The organism is Streptomyces sp. NPDC093544, assembly GCF_040683495.1.
In the GTDB taxonomy this organism is placed as follows: Bacteria; Actinomycetota; Actinomycetes; order Streptomycetales; family Streptomycetaceae; genus Streptomyces.
Genome location: NZ_JBFBEA010000014.1, coordinates 212,341 through 233,222, shown reverse-complemented (window position 1 = coordinate 233,222; position 20,882 = coordinate 212,341). Strand labels below are relative to the sequence as shown.

The window sequence follows — 20,882 nt, the reverse complement described above, 5'->3', positions numbered from 1 at the left end:
CGCGTAGCCCTCGCGGCTCCGGCCTCCCAGGCATGGACAGGGATCAGGCCGTCCAGCCGCTCTCTCCTTGCAACTGCGCGTACGTCTGCGTGAGCTGCACGTCCAGGACGGTGCAGACATGGCTGAACGTCCAGTAGTAGCCGCAGACATGCAGTAGCTCGACGAGCTCGCGCGGGGAGAGGAACTCACTCGCCGCGGCGAAGACTTCATCGGACACCCGAGGTCCTGCGACGACCTCGGCGGCGAACCGGATCACCGCACGGTCCTGCTTCGACAGTGCCGGATTCGTATGGTCCCCGTTCTTGATCAGTTCGCGGGTCTCGTCGTCCACGCCGGCGTCCCGCGAGATGGGCACGTGCTGGGTGAGGACGAAGTCGCACTGCACGCCTTCGGCCACCGTCAGGATGGCCAATTCCCTTGCCCGCACCGGACGTTCCAGCGAGGTGTAGAGGGCCTGCGCCAGCCCGATGAAGGGCCGAACGGTGGACGGTGAGTGTGCCAGCATCTTGAACATCGGGTCCGGCGGGAAGTCGGCCAGGAACCGGGCGACCTCCTCGGGGATGTCCTTCGCATCGGGGTCTTGCAGTCGGGCCATTACTCTCTCCGTCCGGTGAGACTCATCAACTCGACCACTTCGTCGAGGCGTTCGAGTCCGTTGGTGCCCTCGATGATCTGTCGCGCGGCAGGGCCGCTGATGACGCCTTCGACGTTGTCGAGGAACTTGATCTCGATGTCGGCGTCCTCGGTGTCGGGGTACGAGGGGTGTCCCCGAACGCCGTACTGGGTGTGGGACAGCACACGGCCGTCGGCGGGGGCGATGTCGACCCGGCAGCTCAGAAAGGGCGCGTCCGGCGGGAACTCCATGGCGTACGGCACCACTTTGTCGACGACGGAGAGCAGATCGGGGTCGGCCCACAGGGCGGGATCCATGTAATCCTCGGGACGGTTGTGGCCTCGGACCAGCCGCAGCGCCACGCTGAACGCCGTACTGAACTGTGCCGAGACCATGTCGGTCGGCCGGGTGACCGCCGCCCCGTGCCCGACCGCGATCGCGGGAAGACCGAGCCTGATCTCCTTGATGTCGCGCCACGGCAGGTCGTCGTGAGTCAGGAGATGACCTACGGCTTCGATGGCCGGTCCGGCGGATCCGATCGTCGGATACAGCCGGAAGATCGTGTCGACGATGTGGAAGTGGTCCCAGAGCCCGTCGATGCCCGACGTGTCCCGGGTGTCGGCGAAGAGTTGGAACAGCCCGCGCTCGCCCTCGATGATCGTCGCCGGTCCGGTGAGTCCGTCCAGGGCGAGCAGCGCGGCCTGGGAGCCGCTGCGGGCGGCGGATCCGGAGTGCATCCGCTTGACCTCGCCGCCGCTCCGTTCGTACTCCATGGTGCCGCCCGCGTCACTGCCCGCGATCCCGAGGGCGTCGGTGAGTTGGACCGGGGTGAGGCCGAGGAGGCGTCCCGCTGTCGCCGCGGCGGCGAACGTGCCCAGGATCTTGGAGGCGTGCCAGCCCACGCCGACCATGTCCCGCAAGGTGGTGGCGCCCAGCAACGACATCACCTGCGCCCCGGCGACCACGGCCGTGAGCACCTCACGGCCGCTCGCACCGGTGCTCTCGCCGAACGCCAGGGCGGTCGGCACCACGGCCGAGCCGATGTGCGCGGCGTACATGTGGACGTCGTCGAACTCGAAGGCGGCGCCCAGGGTTCCGTTGACGAAGGCGGCGTACTGGGCGACCGTCCGGGCGTCGGAGAGCACCATCGTGCTCTGCGGCGCGGCCTTCATCGCTTCGACGAGCCGCCGCTCGGGCTGGACGTTGGGCAGGGTCGCGCCGCGGACCTGCAGACCCAGTTGGTCGAGGATCAGCAGCTTCGCCATCTCGACCGCACGGGGCGGCAGTTGGTCGTACTCAAGGGCGGTGACCCATGCTGCCAGCCGGGTCGCCAGAGTGTTCTCACTCATCACGTACCTCGTCGCGGTGGGGGTGGTCAGCGCTGGATGGCCTTGGTCTCCAGGAACTCCTCCAGGCCGAAGCGGCCCATCTCACGGCCGTTGCCGGACTGCTTGTAGCCGCCGAACGGGGCGAGCAGGTTCATCTGCGGACCGTTGACGTCGATCTGCCCGGCGCGCATCCGCTTGGCGATGGCCAGCGCGTGCTCCGTCTCGCCGAAGACGGCACCGTTGAGGCCGTAGTCCGTGCTGTTGGCGATCTGCACGGCGTGGTCGTCGTCGGTGTAGGGGATGACCGCCAGCACGGGGCCGAAGATCTCCTCGCGGGCGATGACGGAGTCGGGGTCGACGTTCGCGAAGACGGTGGGCCGGACATAGGCGCCGGTGTCCAGGCCCTCGGGCCGGCCGGGGCCGCCGACGACGACCGTGGCACCGTCGGCGACACCGCGCTCGATGTACGAGGCGACGCGTGCGCGCTGGGCCTCGGAGGCGAGCGGGCCGAGAAGGGTGGTCTCCTCGGTCGGGTCGCCCACCGAGTACGCGGCGGCCGCCTCGCGGAGCAGGTCGACCACCTCGTCGTGCAGCTCGGCCGGGACCAGCATGCGGGTGTACGCGCCGCAGACCTGCCCGCTGTTGGTCCAGGCGCTCGAAAGGCCGCGGGTGACGGCGTCCTTCAGGTCGGCGTCCCGCAGGATGATGTTCGCGGACTTGCCGCCCAGCTCCAGGGCGACTTTCTTGACGTTCGCCGAGGCGACCTCCGAGACGCGCTTGCCGGCGCGGGTGGAGCCGGTGAAGGACACCATGTCGATGCCCGGGTGGTAGGCGATCGCCTCACCGACGACCGGACCGGTGCCGTGCACGACGTTGAACACCCCGGCGGGCAGACCGGCCTCGGCGGTGACCTCAGCGAGGATCCGGGCGGCCAGCGGGGCGACCTCCGACGGCTTGAGCACGACGGTGTTGCCCGCCAGGAGAGCCGGGACGACCTTGGTGATGACCTGCTGCAGCGGGAAGTTCCAAGGAGTGATCGCGCCGACCACACCGATCGGCTCCCGTACGACCAGGGAGTTCGCGATCTCCTCGGTCCAGGGGAAGTCCGCCACGACGGAGACGGTGGCCTCGGCGGCCATCACCGGCAGGCCCGCCTGGCCCATGCGGGCGAAGGAGATCGGGGCGCCCATGTCGGCGCTGATCGTGGCGGCGATCTCCTCGGAGCGCGCCTGAAGCCCTGCCGCGATGCGTCGGACGACGGCGGCACGCTCTGCCGGGTCGGTCGCGGCCCAGGCCGGGAACGCGGCGGTGGCCGCGGCCACGGCGCGGTCCACGTCGTCGGCCGTGCCGTCGGGGACGGTGGCGATGACGGCCTCGGTGGCCGGGTTGACCACCTCGATCACGGGCCCGTCGAAGGGGACCGCCTTGCCGTCGATCCAGTGGGCGGGGGCGGGGAAGCTGAGTTCGCTGTTGGCGTTCATGCCGTCCAGCGTCACAGGAGCCAATGGGCACATCCAGGGACACAATGTCCCGTGATCCAGGTCACATATCGTATGGCTGATGGCAACTTGTCCACGGACCGACTGACCCTGGCTGAGCTCTTCAACGGCCGCGCCCGACCTGCGAAGCTGAATGGCGGGAATGCGTCTGACCTGGGCGTCGCTTACCGAGGAGCGGGTCGAAGCCTCTCCCACAGAGGGCTCCGGCCACCCCGATGCGTGAGAGGAGTAGGCATATGGACCGCGCCGAGCTCGCCGACTTCCTGCGCACCCGGCGCGAGGCGCTGCAGCCGGAGGATGTCGGTCTGCCGCGCACCCGCCGTCGCCGTACCGGGGGTCTGCGCCGCGAAGAGGTCGCCGCACTCAGCAGCATGTCGACCGACTACTACAGCCGTATCGAGCAGCAGCGCGGCCCCCGCCCGTCCGAGCAGATGCTCGCCGCCCTCGCACAGGGCCTGCGCCTGTCGCTGGACGAGCGCGATCACCTCTTCCGGCTGGCCGGGTACGGCACTCCCAAGCGCGTCTCCCGCACCGACCACATCAACCCCGGCATGCAGCGCATCTTCCAGCGTATGGACGACAGTCCGGCCCAGATCATCAACCATCTGGGCGAGACACTCGCGCAGAACCGGCTCTCCACTCTCCTGATCGGCGACCAGTCCCAACACACCGGTATGGCCCGCTCGTTGGCCTTCCGCTGGTTCACCGACCCCGTCGAACGGCAGCTCTTCCCGGCCGACGACCACCCCGGGCACGGCCGGACCGTCACCGCCCAACTCCTCGCGGCTCACACCCGCCACCCCGACGACCCCCGCGTCACCGGCCTCGTCGAGGAACTGCTCAACAGGAGCGAAGAGTTCGCCGATATCTGGCGCCGGCACCCCGTCATCGGCCCGTACTGCGCACCCAAGCTGATCGAGCATCCCCGGGTCGGCCTCATGGAGCTGCACGGACAGAGCCTGATAGATCCCGACCAGTCCCAGATCCTCACCGTCTTCACCGCCAGCCCTGGCAGCGAGAGCTACGAGAGACTCCAATTCCTCTCCGTTCTGGGCGAGCAGCTCCTTTGACGTTCTCAGCCGTGCGATTTCATGGACAGGTGCCCAGGTATAGTGGACACCTGTCCATGAAATGCATCACTGAGCAGTGGGGCTTGCCGAACGATGGAGACGGTCGCGAATGTGCTGGTCGGCCTGGTGGCCGCGCTGCACGCTTACATCCTGGTCCTGGAGATGTTCCTGTGGGAGCGCAAGCCGGGGCGCGGCCTGCACGGGTTCGATGCGGAGATGGCGCGGGCGACCGCACCGCTGGCCGCCAACCAGGGCCTCTACAACGGGTTTCTGGCGGCGGGACTGGTGTGGGGGCTGATCGCCGCGGATCCGACCGGTTTCCGCGTCCAGGTCTTCTTCCTGGTGTGCGTGGTCGTCGCCGGTGTGTACGGATCGGTGACCGCGAACCGGCGCATCCTCTTCGCGCAGGCGCTGCCGGGCGCGCTCGCCCTCGCCGCCGTTCTCGTCGCACGGTGACCCCACAGGACCCGCGGGCCGCCCGCACCCGGGCGAAGCTGCGGCAGGCCCTCCTGGAGGAGTGCGCCGAGCGCCCGCTGGAGGAGGTCGGTGTCGCCGCCCTGGTGCGGCGGGCCGGGGTCGGCCGGGCCACCTTCTACGTGCACTACGCCGACCTGGAGGCGCTGGCCGTCGACACCTGCGCCGATGTCGTACGGGAGGCCGTGGACGCGCTGCACGCATGGCGCGGCCGGCCCGACCCGGTGTCCGCGCCGCCCGCCCTCCTCACGTTCTTCGCCGGGCTCCCCCCGCACGCCCCCCTCTACCGCGCCCTCCTGAGCCCGGGCGGCGGCGGCCCGCTCGGCCGCGTACTGCATCGGGACCTGCGCGCCCGCAGCCTGGCCGAGCGCACCCTCGTGGGCGCCCCGGACGCCCCGCTCGTCGCCTCCGCCGTGGCCGCCACCTTCGCAGGGGTCCTGGCCGACTGGCTGCACGGTCTGCTCGATGCCACTCCCGACGAAGTCGCCCACCAGGTATGGCAGTTGCTCGTCGCCCTGCACCGGAGCCGATGACGCCTCACTGGCAAGCCACCATGTCCTTCGCCTCGGGCCACGCCTCCACCCCGTCGGATGTGCGGACGTACGCCGTCGACTTGTCGTCCGTCAGCCAGAGTCGCCAGTCCTTGAAGCGGTATCCGGTGTCGTGCGCGTCGGCGGGCATCGGGACGTCACCGTCGTATTCGGCGGTGAACAGTTCGCTTCCCAGCACCCCCTTCGGATCCCGCGCGTACTGCCTGCTGTCCTCGTCCCGGCCCATCCCCAGGAAGTGCGCGCTCTCCCAGTCGCAGTGCTCCGCACCCGCGTAGCTGGACAGCACGGTGGTCGGCACACGGTGGCCGGCGCGGTCGGTCCAGATCTCGTACGACTTCGAGTCGGTGTAGCTCGCGGGGAGTTCGGCGGGGTCGCAGGAGGCGTTGGTCTCCGGGCCCCAACCGGGGCGGTCCGGCTGGTCCTTGGCGACGACGACGGCGACCTTCGTCCTGCCGTCGACGTCGTAGGAGAACAGGACACGGTCTCCCTGCCTGCTCTCCATCCGGTAGCCGTGGTGCGGCAGTTCGGGCTGGTCCATGTCGAAGAACGCGTTCAGGCCCTCCTCCGGTGTCGAACCGCCGTCACTCTTGGTCCACGTCTCGCCTCCGCTGCCCGAGTAGATCTCGCCGTCGCACTCCAGCGCCCGCCCTGCCGAGCCCGATCCCTCCTCGGCCTCCCGTTCACTGCCGTCGGCGCTCTCCCTGAACGGCAGGTCCAGACGCCCCGCGTACGGCGTGGCCGGCGGCGTTCCGGTGACCACGAGGTCCTCACGCATCCCGTCATCCCCGCACCCCACCGCTGTCAGCCCCAGCACCAGCACCGTCGCCGCGATTCGTTTACGCATTCCCACCCCTGTCCGCCGACTGCCGTTCTCTCGTTCCCTCCTCCGACGCGGGGGCGGCAGTGATCGTTCAGTGCCTAGCGGGTCGCCTGGAAGGTACGTCGGTACGCCTGGGGCGAGACGCCGATCGCGGCGTGCAGGTGCTGGCGCAGGGAGGTTCCGGTGGCGAAGCCGACCTCGCCGGCGATCTGGTCGACCGACAGGTCGCTGGATTCCAGCAGATGGCGGGCCCGGGAGACACGCTGCTGGATGAGCCAGCGGCCGGGGCTCAGACCGACCTCGTCGTTGAAGCGGCGGGCGAAGGTGCGCGGGCTCATCCGGGCATGGCCGGCGAGATCGGACAGCACCAGCGGGTCGCCCAGTCGGGCAAGAGCCCACGCCCGGGTTCCGGCGGTGCTCGCCGCGGCGGACTCGGGCACGGGCTGTTCGATGTACTGGGCCTGACCGCCGTCGCGCCAGGGCGGCACCACGCAGCGCCGGGCCACCTTGTTGGCCATTTCGCTGCCGTGGTCCTTGCGCAGGATGTGCAGGCAGACGTCGACTCCGGACGCGGCACCGGCCGAAGTGAGGATCGTGCCGTCGTCGACGAACAGCACGTCCGGGTCCAGTGCCACGTGCGGGAACATGCGCCGGAACAGGTCGGCCAGCAGCCAGTGCGTGGTCGCCGGCCGCCCGTCCAGCAGACCGGCCGCCGCAAGCACGAACGCGCCCGTGCAGATGGAGACGATGCGGGCACCGGGCCGGATCAACGCGAGGGCGCGGGTCACCTCTTCGGGGAGTTCCGCGGTGACGCCGTCCGGGTTGATGGCCGGGATCACCACCGTGTCCGCCGTGCGCAGCACTTCGGGGCCATGCTCGACGGTGACGGAGAAGTCCGCGTTGCTCCGCACCGGCCGGCCGTCGACGGTGCAGGTCAGCACCTCGTACCGGCCGTCCGCGGCACCGAAGATCCGACTGGGGATGCCCAGCTCGAAGGGGTAGACGCCGTCGAGCGCGAGGACCACGACACGTTCCACAGAAGGCATGGCACGATCTTATCGGATCTTGGCAATCTTGCCATTTCCCTGGTGGCCGTACCCCGGCAGGCTGGTGCACATGAGCCAAGCGAACACGATGCGCGCAATCAGTCAGGACACCCTCGGCGGGCCCGAGGTGCTCAAGGAAGTGGAGAAGGAACGGCCCGTACCGGGGCCGAGCGAGCTGCTCATCCGGGTGCACGCGGCGGGGCTGAACCCGACCGACTGGAAGCACCGTGCGGGCGGCGGATTCGTCAAGGAACCACCGTTCGTCCTGGGCTGGGACGTCTCGGGGGTGGTGGAGTCCATCGGTATCGGGGTCACCCTGTTCAAGCCGGGCGACGAGGTCTTCGGCATGTTGCCCTATCCGTTCGGCGTCGGCGCGCACGCCGAGTACGTCACCGGCCCCGCGCGCGCCTTCGCCCGTAAGCCCTCCAATGTCGACCACGAGCAGGCGGGTGCCATTCCGCTGGCCGCGCTGACCGCCTGGCAGGCCCTCGTCGACACCGCCGACGTACGGCCGGGGCAGCGGGTGCTGATCCACGCGGCGGCGGGCGGGGTCGGACATCTGGCGGTGCAGATCGCGAAGGCGCGCGGCGCGTATGTGATCGGCACGGCCAGCGCGGGCAAGCACGACTTCCTGCGCGAACTGGGAGTCGACGAGCCGATCGACTACCGGGAGACCGACTTCGCCGAGGCCGTGAGCGACGTGGACGTCGTCCTGGACACGGTCGGCGGCGACTACCGATCCCGCTCACTGCGTGTCCTTCGCGAGGGCGGCCTCCTGGTGTCGATCCTGCCGCGGGGTGCGAAGGACCTCATCGAGGAGGCCGAGAAGCTCGGCGTACGGGCGATCGAGCTGCTCGTCGAGGCCGATCACGCCGGAATGAACGGGGTCGCGGAGCTGGTCGAGGCGGGGAAGCTGCGCGCGACCATCGCCGGGTCGTTCCCGCTGGCCGAGGCCGCCAAGGCGCACGCGCTCGGCGACACCGGCCGGACCACGGGCAAGCTGGTGCTGACGGTCGACTGAGTCAGAAGGTGAGCACCGGCTTGATCGTCCTGCCCGCGCTCATGTCCCGCACCGCCCGGTCGATGTCCGCGAACGGATAAGCACCGATCAGGCGGTGCAGCGGAAGGCGGCCCTCCTTGACCAGCTGGACCAGGGCGAGGATCGCCGTCTGCGTCTCGCTGTCACCGAGGGTGAGACCGACGATCCGCCTGCCGGAGAGCAACCCGTCGATATCCAGGGGGACTTCGGTGCCGAAGGGCGGGGCACCTACGACGACGAGGGTGCCGCGCGCGGCCGGCGCGTCGGCACCCTCGCGCAGGACGGCAACGCTCCCGGCGGTCTCGATGACGCCGTCCACTTCCTGACCGTCCGTCAGCAGCGCGATCACATGGCCGATACCGGCCTCGCCCGCGTCGACGGTGTGTGTGGGCGCCCAACTCCTTGACCAGGGAGAGGCGTTCGCCGACCATGTCGACGGCCATGACTATGGCCGTCGCGGTCAGGGCTGCGGCCATCACCGCCGAGAGGCCGACGGCTCCGGCGCCGAGGACGACGAGGGTGCTGCCCGCTCGCGGCTTCAGTACGTTCCAGACGGCACCGACACCGGTCTCTACCCCGCAGCCCAGCGGGGCGGTCTGGTTCACAGTCGATTCACGGACAGGTTTCCTGTCAATGCCCTACGCTGATCCCATGGTCGTCGCTCAGGCAACGCAGGCACACCCGTCGCTGCTCTACATGATCAAGCGGGTGGATCTCGTCGTACGCTCACACCTCGACGAACTCGTGAAACCGGCAGGGATCACCGCGCTGCAGTACACCTCGCTCACCATCCTTGAGCGGCACGACGGGCTGTCGGCGGCGCAGCTCGCGCGCGACTCGTTCGTGACGGCCCAGTCCGTGGCCGATGTGGTGCGGTCGCTGGAGAACCGCGGACTCGTGCGCCGCGAGCGGAACCCCGGCAACCGGCGCGAGCTGCTGATCCTGCTGACCGACGAGGGGCGCGAACTGCTCGCGCGGTTCGCGGAGCCCGTCCGGAAGCTGGAGGAACGCATGGTCCGGGACCTCACATCACACCAGGCCGACCAGCTCCGCCAAGCCCTGTCCAAGGCCTGGCACGCACTGTCGTAGCGTCGACACCGCATCCTGGAGGACGACGGCGCTCAGCCGCTGGGACGACGCTTCGCGCAAATCGAAGACATATGTCAATCGAACATGCTGAAATTCATTCCAACGAGGGTAACTTGCAGAGCAAGGAACGGTTTTGCAACCACCAGTACCCCGGTGTCGTGTCTAAGCTCTCAGACGCCGTCACCCCGGCCCCTGGTGACTCCGGACCCTGCAATGAGGAACGGTTCAGCAGCCGGTTGGAGGTGATGCCGTCATGGCACCCGGCCCCGCACCACTCACCCGGCATCTGCGTGTCCACCGGCACCGGGGGCACACCGTGCTGGAACTGCACGGGGAGATCGACATCCTCGCGGCGATGGAGATCACCCCGTTCCTGGACTCCGCGACAGGCGGCCAGGCACCGCAGATCGTGATCGACCTGCGGCCGGTCGAGTTCTTCGACTGCTCCGGACTGCGCCTGCTGTACCGGGCCAGGCGCCGCGTACTCGCCCGGGAGGGCCGGCTGCACCTCGTCTGCACCCAGCCACTGACCCTGCGGATCCTCAAGGTCACCGGCCTCGCACACCTGCTGCCTCCGTCCGCGTCGCTGGACGAGGCGCTGGGGCAGCCCGAGGCCACGTCGGGCACCTTCTGACTTGCGTGCGGGCATTCCACAGGAAAGGCCCCGGCGGGCTGGTTGTGACGTGCGCCCAGGAGTCCCGGAGGACAGCCATCCGAGGTCGTCGGGCTCCTGAGCGCGGCAAAGCAACCCCCGCCTAGGGGTGACGGCTACGTCCCGTGGACGGTGGTGAGTCCGGTGAGGCCAGAGATGGTCAGCACGGGTTCCAGGAGGGGGTTGGCGACGAGTTCGATGCGGTCGGCGTGCGGGAAAAGCACACTGAGACCGGCGCTGTCGAGGTACTCGACACCGGTGAGGTCGAGGACCAGAGGGCCGTCCGTGCCCGCGAGGGCTGCGGCCAGGTCTTTGGTGTTGCTCATGTCGATCTCGCCGACAGCAGTCAGCAGCGCGGTGCCGTCGGGCCGTCGTCCGGGGGTGAGGGTCAGGGGAGTGGTCATCAGGCGATCCTCGTATGCATGTCGACGGTGGTGCCGGACGGGCCGGGGGTGATGGTCACCTGCTGCATCAGTGCGCGCATCAGGCCCATCCCGCGACCGCGGTGGGTGTTGAGCTCGGGCTGCGGGGCTTTCCAGCGGCCGGTGTCGGCGATGGTCAGGCGCAGATTGTCGACATACGCCTCGGCCCGGAAGTAGATGGTGTCGCCGGGGGCGTCGCGGTGGCCGTGCTCGATGGCGTTGGCACACGCCTCGCCCGCGGCGACCAGGATGTTCTGCACGGTGGCGGGAGGCAGGTCGCACTTGTCGAGCCAGCCGCGCAGTGTCTTGCGGACGGGGGCGAGCTGGGACGATTCGGCGGGAAAGGACATCTCCAGTGGGGCCGGGTGGCGGTAGAGCAGCAGGGCGACGTCGTCGTCGTAGCCGTCGACGGGGGCCAACCGCGACATGACGTCGGTGGCGAGGTCGTCGACCGCTGTGCCCCGGCCGTCCTGAAGGGCTTCGCTCGCCTGGTCGATGCCCGCACTGAGCGGGCGGCGGCGGCGTTCGACGAGCCCGTCGGTGTACAGCAGCAGGGTGGACCGGGCCGGGATGGCGCAGGCACCTTCGGGGCGTTGGTTGCCGGGCCGGACGGCCAGCGGCAGGGACCGTCCGTCCTCAAGGAGCCGGGTGGTGCCGTCGGGATGAACGAGGATGCCGGGCGGATGGCCGGCGCTGGAATACGTCAGCTCCCCGGTGTCGGTACTGAGGACGCCGCAGAAGACGGTGGTGCATGCCGCGCCCGGCACGCCGGCGGCGAACTGGTCCAGGGCCATCAGCGTCTGGGCGGGACTCGCGTCCTGGAGCAACAGGGCGCGGCAGGCGCTGCGCAGTTGACCCATGACGCTGGCGGCTTCGAGGCCCCGGCCGACGCAGTCGCCGACGACGATGCCGATACGGCCGTCGGGCAGGGTGACGGTGTCGTACCAGTCACCGCCGACCTCCAGGGGCTGGGTGGCGGGTTCGTAACGGACGGCGAATCCGGCGGGGAGCCGGGCGGGGCCGAGGATGGCGCGCTGGAGAGCGATGGCGGTCTCGCGCTGCTGGTCGATCTGGTGTGCGCGCTGCAGCCCTTGGGCGAGGTGACCGGCCAGGAGGGACAGCAGCAGCTGGTCCTCGCCGGTGAAGAGCCGGTTCTCGCCCAGGTCGATCCAGAGGGCGAGCGGACCGTCGGGGAATTCAAGGAGTATGCCGGCCCCGGTGTAGTCGGCGACCGGGGTCAGAATCGGGCCTTGGCGCAGGTTCTCGAGCGCCACACGTCGTTCGGCGGACAGTTCCGGCCAGGCGAGCGACGTGTCGGTGGAGGTCAGAGTGGCTTCGTCACCATGGTCGAAGACCGCTGCCAGGACACCCCGGGCACGCCACAGTTTTTTCAGTTCGTTCAGCGCGCCGGCCAGCGCCTCGGGCAGGCTGGTGGAGCGGGACAGGCAGGTACCCAGGGCCGCCAGGGCGCTTTCGCGCTGGATGGCGTAGTGCTCGGCGGTGACGTCGCGGAAGGTGCCGACGGTCACGCGGCGCCCGGTGTCGGGATCGTCGACCTGGTTGAAGGTGGCCGTCACCCACAGCCGACGCCCGTCGCGGTGGGTGATCGGAATGGTGTAAGAGCCCTTGGTATTGCCGAGCAGCAGGGCGAAAGCGTCACTGACCTGCTGATGTGCCTGGGGGTCGGTGGTCGCGTCGGGCCACCAGGGGTGGATCGGCCGGTAGGGCAGGCCTTCCTGCCCGTAGCCGAGGATGTCGGTGAACGCCGTGTTGATCTCGATGACGGCGCCCTCCTCGTCACAGACGAAGAAGGCTTCCTGTAGAGAGTCCACCAGCGCGGTGCGCCAGCGGGCGTGGTGGCTGCGCAGCCGCGCCAACTCGATGTTCGCCCGTACCCGGGCGAGGAGTTCGGCGGCCGCGAACGGTTTGACGAGGTAGTCGTCCGCACCGGCCTGCAGACCCTCGATGGACGCTTCCTGGCCGGCCCGGGCGGACAGCAGCAGCACGGGGACCGAGGCGGTGCGTGGATCGGACCGCAGCGCCGCGACCAGGGCGAGGCCGTCCAGGTGGGGCATCATGACATCGCTGACCACCAGGTCGAAGGCCTTCGCGCTTATTGCTCCCAGGGCCTGGCGGCCGTCGTTGACCGCACTGACCTGGTAACCGGCGCCGCGCAGCATGCGGATGAGGTATTCGCGCATGTCGGCGTTGTCGTCGGCGACCAGTACGTGTGCCGGGAGCGCGGGGCCGGTGGTCGGTCCGTCGGTACTCCCGTCCGCGGCAGTCCTGACCGTGGCCGGTGTCGCTACGGGCTGCTCACCGGGCAGCCAGCGAAGGGCTTCCTCCACGAAGGGGTCGGTCGCACTGGGAACCGAGCTGATGCCCGCTTCAGAGAGGACTGCGTCGGCGGGCAGGTGCATGGAGCCGAAGGGCAGCCGGATGGTGAACCGGGTGCCTTGTCCTTCGACGGAGGTGGCGCTGATCTCGCCGCCGTGCAACTCGACCAGTTCCTTCACCAGGGCCAGGCCGATGCCACTTCCCTCGTTGGAGCGGGAACGGGCGTTCTCGATGCGGTGGAACCGTTCGAACAGCCGTGGCATCTCCTTCGCCGCGACACCGATCCCGGTGTCGTCGACGCTCAGCACCGCCGCACCGTCGTCGGCACCTACGGCGACGCGGATCGAGCCGTCGAAGGTGAACTTCAGTGCGTTGCTGAGCAGGTTGAGGACGACCTTCTCCCACATGCCCCGGTCGATGTAGACCGATTCAGGCAGCGGGGAGCAGTCGACCCGGAAGTCCAGGCCGGCCCGGTCGACGGCGGAGCGGAACACACTGGCGAGTTCACCGGTGACCGTGGCCAGGTCGACCGGTTCGTAGCGCGCCTGCATCCGGCCGGCCTCTATACGGGAGAAGTCCAGCAAAGTGTTGACGAGCTTGCCCAGCCGCAGACCGTTGCGGTGGACGACCTCCAGTTCCTCACGCACGCCCACGTCAGCGTCCGCGTCCGCGAACCGGTCCCGCAGCTCCTCCACCGGACCCATGATCAGTGTCAGGGGGGTACGGAACTCGTGGCTGATGTTGGAAAAGAACGTCGTCTTCGCCCGGTCCAGCTCCGCGAGTTCCTCCGCGCGCCGCTGCTGCGCCTGGTAACTGCGGGCACTGGCGACTCCGGTGGCTACATGCCCGGCGACCAGTTCCACGAAGCCGCGGTATCCGTCGTCCAGGGTCCGGTACCGGTTCAGGCCGACCACCATGAATCCGTACGGGGCGCCGCCCTGCTGCCGCAGCGGCGCCACCAACGCCTGGACGGGCGCTTCGGCCCACTCCCCCGTCGGCAGGTCCGCGAACACAGCGCCGTCCAACGGGACCAGCGCGGGCTCGCCCCGAGCCGCTGCGGCCGTCGGCCACACCGTCTCGGGGCCCGGCAGGAGAAGCTCCACAGCGGCCGGGTGATCGTGCTCAATTCCGGTGACCGCGGTCAGACCGGCGCTGCCGTCGTCCTGGAAGAGGTAGGTCAGCGTGAACGGCAGGTCGTGCGCGTTGCGGCTCACCTGTCGGCGGGCGAAGTCGAGCATTTCCTGCTCGGTCCGCACCACACTGGGGTCGGAGCCGAGGTCGCGCAGCGTGGCCATCCGGCGTTCGCCGATGACCCGTTCGGTCTCCTCACTGACCACGCACAGCATGCCGACCACATGGCCGTCGTCGTCGCGCAGTGGGCTGTAGGAGAACGTGTGGTAGCTCTCCTCGGGGTATCCGGAGCGCTCCACGAAGAGCAGCAGCGCCTGGTCCCAGGTCGCTTCGCCGGTGGTGAGCACGGTGTCGATGCGGGGGCCGATGTCGTCCCAGATCTCCGCCCAGACCTCGCTCGCCGGCCGGCCCAGAGCCCAGGGGTACTTCCGGCCCAGGGTGTCGCGCCGGTAGGCGGCGTTGCAGAAGAACGTGAGTTCTGGTCCCCAGGCCATCCACATCGAGAACTTCGACGAAAGCAGGATGCTCACGGTCGTCTTCAGGCTCTGCGGCCAGCTCTCCGGGTCCCCGAGCGGGGTGGTCGCCGCCCAGTCCACCGAGGCCAGATCCCGGCCGACCACCTCGTCGGCGGCGAACACGTCGGCCCCGGCCGAGGCTGTCGCTTCCCGCTCGGCATCCTCGGAACGCGTCACTGCCCACCCCTTCGGTCAGGACGGCCGATGCCCGAGCGCAGCCTCCGGCGTCCATTGTGCTGTCCCCTCCGCGCCCGTGCCATGCTCCACATGACCGTGAGACACCCGCACGGCCGTTGGACCGTCCGAGGGAGCTCGTTGACGTGATCCGTAGGATAGGACGGCCGCGTCCGGGACGCACAGGCTCAGTCGACGAGGGGGCGGAAGGCGACATGACGGGGGCCGAGTACGCCTTCCGCAAAGACGTGAGGGCCACTGCGGCGGACGAGCAGCGGCGGCTCGCCGCGGTGCGCCGCTACGCCGTCCTGGACACCCCTCCTGACGGGACCTTCGACAAGATCGCCTCACTCGCCGCCCGTATCTTCGACGTCCCCATGGCCACTGTGGCGATCGTGGACAGCGACCGGGTGCGCACCGCCGTGTTCGACGCCGCAGCCGACGGGTGCTTCACCGTCACGCTGGCCGGCGGCGGCCACCCCTCGACCCTGGCGGTACGCGCGGACGGCACCGTCGAACCGGTGTCCACCAGCGGCGGCCAGCTGATCGGACTCCTGCCCGATCCTCATTTCGTGCAGGTCACCACACGCCTCGCCCCCGGTGACGCGCTGCTGTTGTACACCGACGGGCTCATCGAAGCCCGTACCGCGGATGGCAGCATGCTCGGCGAGGAAGGACCGGCCCGCCATCTGTCCGTCCACGTCACCCAGGGAGCCGACAGCCTGCTGGCCACGGTGCACAAGCTCTTCACCGGCCTGGGAACCGGAGTGAGCGACGACACCGCGCTGCTCGCCCTGTCCGTCCCGCACCCCCGCACGCCCCCACCCGCCCAGGAGAACAGGTGACCGACCGCACTCTGACCACCACCCGACTCACGCACTCCAACAACGCCACCGTGCTGGCCGTAGCCGGTGAACTCGACCACCACACCGCACCGGAACTCAGCAGGGTCATCCAGGAAACACCCTTCAGCCCCGGCGTCGCCGTACTGATCGATGTCTCCGAGCTGACCTACTGCGACTCCACCGGCATCACCGTGTTCATCGGCGCCTACCACCGGGCCCGCAAGGCTGACACTCCGCTGATCTTCGTCGGCCTGAACGCCGACCTGATGAATGTCTTCCGCATCGTCGGCCTCGATCAGCTCTTCGTCTTCCAGCCCACCGTCGAGGACGCCATCGACTCCCTGCGCACCTGACCACTTGCCGCCGAAGAAGTCGTCGCCGGGAAGCTCGCCCGTCTATTCGTTCTCAGGCGTGTCGAACAGCGCGCTGACGGACTCACCGTTGTGAATGCGCCGCACGGCCTCGGCGAGCGCCGGGGCGATGGACAGGACCCGCAGTTTCTCGGTGTGCTCCTCGGCCGGTATCGGCACGGTGTTCGTGCAGACGATCTCCAGGACGTCGGGCTGGTCACTGAGTCGCTTGAGCGCGCCCGCCGCGAACAGGCCATGGGTGCACGCGACCCGAATTGAGCGCGGCCCCAGCTCCCTCAGCCGGTCAAGCAGCTCGAGGACGGTGCTGCCCTTGGCGATCTCGTCGTCGAGCACGATGACATCCCGGTCGGTGATCTCACCGATGACGGAGCTGATGCTCACCCGGTCGTCGGCGAACCGCTGCTTGGCGCCTGCGGCCACCTGGGCGCCGATCAGCCGTGCGAAGTGGGCGGCCTCCTTGGCGTTGCCGAGGTCCGGCGAGACGACCGTCGTACGCGACAGGTCGTAGTGGCGGAAATGCGCGGCCAGCTCCCGCAGGGCGTGCAGATGGTCGACCGGCACGGAGAAGAACCCGTGCACCTGCGGGGAGTGCAGGGTCATCGCCAGCACCCGGCTCGCTCCCGCGGCCACCAGCAGATCAGCGACCAGTCGCCCGCCGAGCGAGATCCTCGGCATGTCCTTCTTGTCCGAGCGGGCGTACGAGTAGTGCGGCATGACCACGGTGATCCGCCCGGCGGACGCACCGCGCGCCGCGTCGCACATCATCAGCAGCTCGACGAGATTCTCCTGCACCGGCCTGACCAGCGGCTGCACCAGGAATACATCACGCTCCCGGCAGTTCGACTGGAGCTGCACTTCCAGACAGTCGTTGGCGAACCGGCTGGTGCGGCACGGGCTGAGGGGCACACCGAGATGCGCGCAGACCTCGGCGGCCAGTTCGGGATGGGCACTACCGCTGAACACGGCGATGTCACGCACGACCGCTCCTCGCATGATCGAACCGGATGCGCCGCCGGAAGGCATGATCGACCCGGGATGCGTGCCTCATGCTACTGGCCCGCGCCCGGTGCCCCCACCGGGGGAAATCCGCTTGCGGACGACCACTGGGGACGCGCCATGATGACGAGGCCAGTGCCCCCTGTGAATCCCCTCGAATTCAGGAGAAACGGAATGCGCCGATTCCTCGGAACTTCTCAGCGCCCCTACCGGACGACTGTTCTCGAGGACTCGACCACGCATGCACACCCTGAACATCGGAATTCTGGCCCACGTCGACGCGGGTAAGACCAGCCTCACCGAGCGGCTGCTGTTCGACTGCGGCGCCATCGACCGGCTCGGCAGTGTGGACGCCGGTGACACCCGGACGGACGACGGGGAGATCGAGCGGCAGCGCGGGATCACCATCCGCTCGGCCGTCGCCGCGTTCACCGTCGGAGACGTACAGATCAATCTGATCGACACCCCCGGGCACTCCGACTTCATCGCCGAGGTCGAGCGCGCCCTGGAGGTCCTGGACGGCGCGGTGCTGCTGCTCTCCGCCGTCGAGGGAGTCCAGGCGCAGACCCGTGTCCTGATGAGGACCCTGCGGCGGCTGCGGCTGCCCACGCTCGTCTTCGTCAACAAGATCGACCGGGCGGGCGCGCGTGAGGAGGAGCTGCTCGCCGACATCCGGCGCCGCCTCACTCCGTACGTCGTTCCCGTCACGGGCGTGCTGGACATCGGCACCTCCCGCGCCCGTGTCGTGCCGCGCCCGCTGGACGAGGCGGCGTCCGGCACACTCGCCGAGGTCGATGCCGGTGTGCTGGCCGCGGTCGTGGACGGGCCCGCGCCGACCGAGGACGAACTGCGCGCGGCGCTCGCCGCCCGGACCGCCGACGGCTCTGTCCACCCGGTCTTCTTCGGGTCCGCGGTGGGCGGGCAGGGTGTCGCCGAGCTCGTCGAGGGCATGGTCCGGCTGATGCCGCGCCCTGCGTACCCCGGCACGGATGAGCCGCGCGGCACGGTCTTCGCCGTACGGCCAGGACCCGGCGGTTCGCGCACGGCATGTCTGCGCTTGTACGAAGGCGAGGTGACGCCTCGTCAGTGGCTGACGTTCCTGCGCCGTGAGGCCGACGGCCGGACCACTCAGGTGTCCGGCCGCGCGCTGGGCCTGGAGGTGGTCGGGCAGCCCCGGGCGCTTTCCCTCACGCCGGGGAACATCGCCGTGCTCCGAGGTGTCGGGGGCATTCGCGTCGGCGACCGGCTCGGCGAAGTCGCCGACCGGGTACCGCAGTTCGCGGCCCCGACGCTGGAGACGACCGTCCGGGCGATCCGCCCCGAGCAGGCGGCCCAGTTGCGTTCCGCGCTTCTCACCCTCGCCGACCAGGACCCGCTGACACACGCGAGGCCCGCCGCGTCCGGCACCACCGCGCTGCTTCTCTACGGCGAGGTCCAGAAGGAGGTCCTCGCCGCCACGCTCTCCCAGGACTTCGGCATCGAGGCCGAGTTCGAGCCGATTCGGGTGCGCTACCTGGAACGGCCGGGGGGCACCGGCGAAGCGTTCGAGGAGATCAAGCGGCACGACCACACCGGGTTCTGGGCAACGGTCGGGCTGCGCGTCGAGCCGGGGCCGCGCGGCTCCGGCGGCGTCTTCTCGTACGAGACCGAACTCGGCGCTCTCCCCCGGGCCTTCCACCAGGCGATCGAGGACTCGGTCCACGCGACCCTGCTCGCCGGTCCGCACGGCCGGCCGGTGACGGACTACCGGGTCACGCTCATCCGCTCGGGATTCGCCGCGCCCCTCAGTACGGCCGCCGACTTCCGCGGACTCACCCCGGTGGTGCTGCGCCGCGCCCTGGAGCGGGCGGGGACGCGGGTGTACGAGCCATATCACGCGTTCGAGGTGGAACTCCCGCTGGACGCGCTGGCCTCCGTGACGGCTCAACTCGCCGCATATGGAACGGAATTCAAGGAGACGACCGGAGGGCACACCGCCTGGCTGGTCACCGGTGAGCTGCCTGCCCGGCATGTGCGGGACATCGAGCTGCGGCTTCCGGGGCTGACCCGGGGCGAGGGCGTGTGGTGGTCCCGCGCGTCGGGCGACCGGGCGTTGCGCTGAGGTAGGGATCAGCGGCGCAGAGTGCGTCGGACAGATTCGGTACAGCAACTAGACGCACTGGGTTCCCGGCGTACAGCGAACTGCCAGGTACACAGGGGGCCGTAAGCACCTGGTGCGCCTGGTCGCGAAGCTGACGAGCCTGGCCGGGCTGCCGCGGCCTGGCGGCGCGCCCAGGGTGTGGCCGGCCCGGAAATGGTCACCCGACGCAGGGGGCAAAGGGGCCGAACCCGCCGTCCCGGGTCGTCCGGTTCCCGGCGCGCCGGAGCAGACACACCGCGCCGGACGGGCCCCGCGCACCCGGCAACGGCGCCGGTCCACCAACAGGTCGGCCTACCAAGGGATTTGAGGGGCATCCGGTTACCAGAAAGGGAGGACCGTAGACATGACGACGTCCATCAAGCGCTTGCCCGGGTGGGCCAAGGTGCTCAGCGCCTTCGTGCTGGTGCTCGTGGTGCTGTTCGCAGGCCTGCGGCTGGCCGTTCTGCCGGGGCTGCGCGATGTGTTCGGCACGGAGACCAACGACCGCACCGGCCCCACGCTCCTCAAGTCGATCCAGGACATGAGCCGTTACGACGCCGCCTCAGGGAACTTCCAGGTGGTCGTGGACCTGGAGAAGGACGCCAAATATCTGCCCGACGCACTCCGCGGCACCCGCACCCTGTACGTGGGCGCCGGCACGGTCGACTCGTATGTCGACCTCGGCAAGATCAGCGACAAGGACGTGACGGTCAACGAGGACCGCACGTCGGCCACGCTGCGGCTGCCGCACGCTGCGCTGGGCAAGCCCGCGCTCGACCCCGACAATTCGTACGCCGTCTCCAAGCAGCGCGGTCTCCTCGACCGGATCGGCGACATCTTCTCGGACAACCCGAACGGCGAGCAGGCCGTGCAGAAACTCGCGGTCAAGCACATCAGCGACGCGGCGAAGGACAGCCACCTCACCGCGCGCGCCGAGGAGAACACCACGAGCATGCTCAAGGGCCTGCTGACCTCGCTCGGCTTCACGGAGGTAAAGGTCACCTACGCCGCCTGAGCCGCGCCCCGGCGCGAAGCTCATCAAGTCGCCGTGCCCTACGACATCGATTCCCCGATCGCGGGTAGTCGGCTTTACCCACAGGCAGTTGAAACATGGAGGATCGCATGCTGCGTACGGCGTTGCGCGCTCGTACCGCGAAATCGGGTCGCCAGCCGTCCACGCGGAAGCAGGAACGGGGACGAGCGCCGGCCCGGGAACGGGGAGCACTTCCCCTTCCCGTGCGGCTGTTGGTCGTGCTGCTGGCCCTCGGGGCCATGGTGGCCTTCGCTGTCGCGCTGGCCCGGGTCACCCTGGAGCCGTCCCCGGCGTCAGAGGCCCTGATCCACACCAACCTGCACCCCGGCCGTTCCCTGAACGCCTATCTCAACCAGCCGGAAATGCGCGACGCCTTCAGGCAGATCGGCGGGAACCTCTTGCTCGGGGTGCCCTTCGGACTGCTGCTGCCTCTGCTGGCGCCCAAGACTCGGGGAGTCCTGCGCGTCCTGCTGCTGACCGCGGCGGTCATGCTGCTCGTCGAAATGCTCCAGGGAGCGCTCATCACCGGGCGTGCCTTCGACATCGATGACGTCATCCTCAACACGACCGGGGCGCTGGTGGGTTATCTGCTGCTCGGGCGCCGGCTGAGCCGGGCGGTGCACGGGCGTCGTCGCGATCGAAACACTTCCAAGAACGCCTGAGGCGGCAGTGTGAATGTTTGGTCCGGACCAGGACCTTGACACCCCCTTACCTCACTTCTTAAATCAAGAGGCAAAGCATGTACCCCCCACCTCAGT

Annotated in this window: 19 protein-coding genes and 1 pseudogene; 11 read left to right on the top strand and 9 right to left on the bottom strand. The window is 69.3% G+C overall.

Features of this window, described 5'->3' with window-relative positions:
- Positions 1 to 43: 43 nt before the first annotated feature.
- From AB0N66_RS22785 to AB0N66_RS22775, 3 genes are read right to left on the bottom strand one after another with little or no spacing between them, the layout of a single operon-like run.
- Entirely contained in the window at positions 44 to 595 is a 552-nt protein-coding gene (locus tag AB0N66_RS22785) for a hypothetical protein (RefSeq protein ID WP_365438037.1), read from the bottom strand.
- The gene (locus tag AB0N66_RS22780; protein ID WP_365438034.1) at positions 595 to 1,962 is read right to left on the bottom strand and encodes an MmgE/PrpD family protein; all 1,368 of its coding nucleotides are present in this window, start codon (positions 1,960 to 1,962) and stop codon (positions 595 to 597) included. The genes AB0N66_RS22785 and AB0N66_RS22780 overlap by 1 nt, the downstream gene beginning before the upstream one ends.
- A 26-nt stretch (positions 1,963 to 1,988) precedes the next feature.
- A complete protein-coding gene (locus tag AB0N66_RS22775) occupies positions 1,989 to 3,422 on the bottom strand; it encodes an aldehyde dehydrogenase family protein (RefSeq protein WP_365438031.1) in 1,434 nt (477 codons plus the stop codon).
- A 254-nt stretch (positions 3,423 to 3,676) separates the two neighbouring features.
- Here AB0N66_RS22775 and AB0N66_RS22770 point away from each other — a divergent pair, with 254 nt between their 5' ends.
- From AB0N66_RS22770 to AB0N66_RS22760, 3 genes are all read left to right on the top strand, one after another.
- Positions 3,677 to 4,510 carry a helix-turn-helix transcriptional regulator gene (locus tag AB0N66_RS22770; RefSeq protein WP_365438028.1) on the top strand — a complete coding sequence of 278 codons (834 nt, stop codon included), beginning with the start codon at positions 3,677 to 3,679 and terminating at the stop codon, positions 4,508 to 4,510.
- 93 nt (positions 4,511 to 4,603) lie between these two features.
- Positions 4,604 to 4,966, top strand: coding sequence for a DUF1304 domain-containing protein (locus AB0N66_RS22765; protein ID WP_266471921.1), 363 nt, complete (start codon positions 4,604 to 4,606; stop codon positions 4,964 to 4,966).
- A complete protein-coding gene (locus AB0N66_RS22760; RefSeq protein ID WP_365438024.1) occupies positions 4,963 to 5,517 on the top strand; it encodes a TetR/AcrR family transcriptional regulator in 555 nt (184 codons plus the stop codon). The genes AB0N66_RS22765 and AB0N66_RS22760 overlap by 4 nt, the downstream gene beginning before the upstream one ends.
- A 4-nt stretch (positions 5,518 to 5,521) precedes the next feature.
- On the opposite strand, the gene AB0N66_RS22755 is transcribed toward AB0N66_RS22760, so the two are convergent.
- A complete protein-coding gene (locus tag AB0N66_RS22755) occupies positions 5,522 to 6,379 on the bottom strand; it encodes a hypothetical protein (protein ID WP_365438022.1) in 858 nt (285 codons plus the stop codon).
- A gap of 74 nt (positions 6,380 to 6,453) precedes the next feature.
- Positions 6,454 to 7,401 carry a helix-turn-helix domain-containing protein gene (locus AB0N66_RS22750; protein ID WP_365438019.1) on the bottom strand — a complete coding sequence of 316 codons (948 nt, stop codon included), beginning with the start codon at positions 7,399 to 7,401 and terminating at the stop codon, positions 6,454 to 6,456.
- A 70-nt stretch (positions 7,402 to 7,471) separates the two neighbouring features.
- On the opposite strand from AB0N66_RS22750, the gene AB0N66_RS22745 reads away from it, so the two are divergent.
- Positions 7,472 to 8,422, top strand: a complete 951-nt coding sequence (locus AB0N66_RS22745; protein WP_365438016.1) for an NADP-dependent oxidoreductase — start codon at positions 7,472 to 7,474, stop codon at positions 8,420 to 8,422.
- Position 8,423: 1 nt separating this feature from the next.
- On the opposite strand, the pseudogene AB0N66_RS22740 reads toward AB0N66_RS22745, so the two are convergent.
- Positions 8,424 to 9,033 (bottom strand): annotated as a pseudogene (locus AB0N66_RS22740) (zinc-binding dehydrogenase); the annotation flags it as partial.
- A 58-nt stretch (positions 9,034 to 9,091) separates the two neighbouring features.
- Between AB0N66_RS22740 and AB0N66_RS22735 the strand changes: the two are divergent.
- Positions 9,092 to 9,529, top strand: coding sequence for a MarR family transcriptional regulator (locus AB0N66_RS22735; protein ID WP_365438013.1), 438 nt, complete (start codon positions 9,092 to 9,094; stop codon positions 9,527 to 9,529).
- Between the two features lie 253 nt (positions 9,530 to 9,782).
- Positions 9,783 to 10,163, top strand: coding sequence for an anti-sigma factor antagonist (locus AB0N66_RS22730; protein WP_365438010.1), 381 nt, complete (start codon positions 9,783 to 9,785; stop codon positions 10,161 to 10,163).
- 134 nt (positions 10,164 to 10,297) lie between these two features.
- Here AB0N66_RS22730 and AB0N66_RS22725 read toward each other — a convergent pair whose 3' ends face one another.
- Positions 10,298 to 10,585 (bottom strand): STAS domain-containing protein, encoded by a 288-nt coding sequence (locus AB0N66_RS22725; RefSeq protein WP_365438007.1) that lies wholly within the window; start codon positions 10,583 to 10,585, stop codon positions 10,298 to 10,300.
- Positions 10,585 to 14,763 carry a SpoIIE family protein phosphatase gene (locus AB0N66_RS22720; protein ID WP_365438004.1) on the bottom strand — a complete coding sequence of 1,393 codons (4,179 nt, stop codon included), beginning with the start codon at positions 14,761 to 14,763 and terminating at the stop codon, positions 10,585 to 10,587. The genes AB0N66_RS22725 and AB0N66_RS22720 overlap by 1 nt, the downstream gene beginning before the upstream one ends.
- A gap of 212 nt (positions 14,764 to 14,975) precedes the next feature.
- On the opposite strand from AB0N66_RS22720, the gene AB0N66_RS22715 reads away from it, so the two are divergent.
- Together AB0N66_RS22715 and AB0N66_RS22710 are read left to right on the top strand one after the other, a co-directional pair.
- A complete protein-coding gene (locus tag AB0N66_RS22715) occupies positions 14,976 to 15,605 on the top strand; it encodes a PP2C family protein-serine/threonine phosphatase (protein ID WP_365438001.1) in 630 nt (209 codons plus the stop codon).
- The gene (locus AB0N66_RS22710) at positions 15,602 to 15,958 is read left to right on the top strand and encodes an STAS domain-containing protein (protein WP_365437998.1); all 357 of its coding nucleotides are present in this window, start codon (positions 15,602 to 15,604) and stop codon (positions 15,956 to 15,958) included. The genes AB0N66_RS22715 and AB0N66_RS22710 overlap by 4 nt, the downstream gene beginning before the upstream one ends.
- Positions 15,959 to 16,000: 42 nt before the next feature.
- Here AB0N66_RS22710 and AB0N66_RS22705 read toward each other — a convergent pair whose 3' ends face one another.
- Positions 16,001 to 16,954, bottom strand: a complete 954-nt coding sequence (locus AB0N66_RS22705; protein WP_365437995.1) for a ribose-phosphate pyrophosphokinase — start codon at positions 16,952 to 16,954, stop codon at positions 16,001 to 16,003.
- A 259-nt stretch (positions 16,955 to 17,213) separates the two neighbouring features.
- Between AB0N66_RS22705 and otr(A) the strand changes: the two genes are divergently transcribed.
- The 3 genes from otr(A) (at position 17,214) to AB0N66_RS22690 (ending at position 20,786) form a co-directional block, all read left to right on the top strand.
- Positions 17,214 to 19,073 carry a tetracycline resistance ribosomal protection protein Otr(A) gene (otr(A), locus tag AB0N66_RS22700; RefSeq protein WP_365437992.1) on the top strand — a complete coding sequence of 620 codons (1,860 nt, stop codon included), beginning with the start codon at positions 17,214 to 17,216 and terminating at the stop codon, positions 19,071 to 19,073.
- Positions 19,074 to 19,455: 382 nt separating this feature from the next.
- Positions 19,456 to 20,106 carry a DUF4230 domain-containing protein gene (locus AB0N66_RS22695; protein ID WP_365437989.1) on the top strand — a complete coding sequence of 217 codons (651 nt, stop codon included), beginning with the start codon at positions 19,456 to 19,458 and terminating at the stop codon, positions 20,104 to 20,106.
- Positions 20,107 to 20,213: 107 nt separating this feature from the next.
- Complete coding sequence (locus AB0N66_RS22690; RefSeq protein WP_365438123.1) at positions 20,214 to 20,786, top strand: VanZ family protein; 573 nt, start codon at positions 20,214 to 20,216, stop codon at positions 20,784 to 20,786.
- Positions 20,787 to 20,882 lie beyond the last annotated feature (96 nt).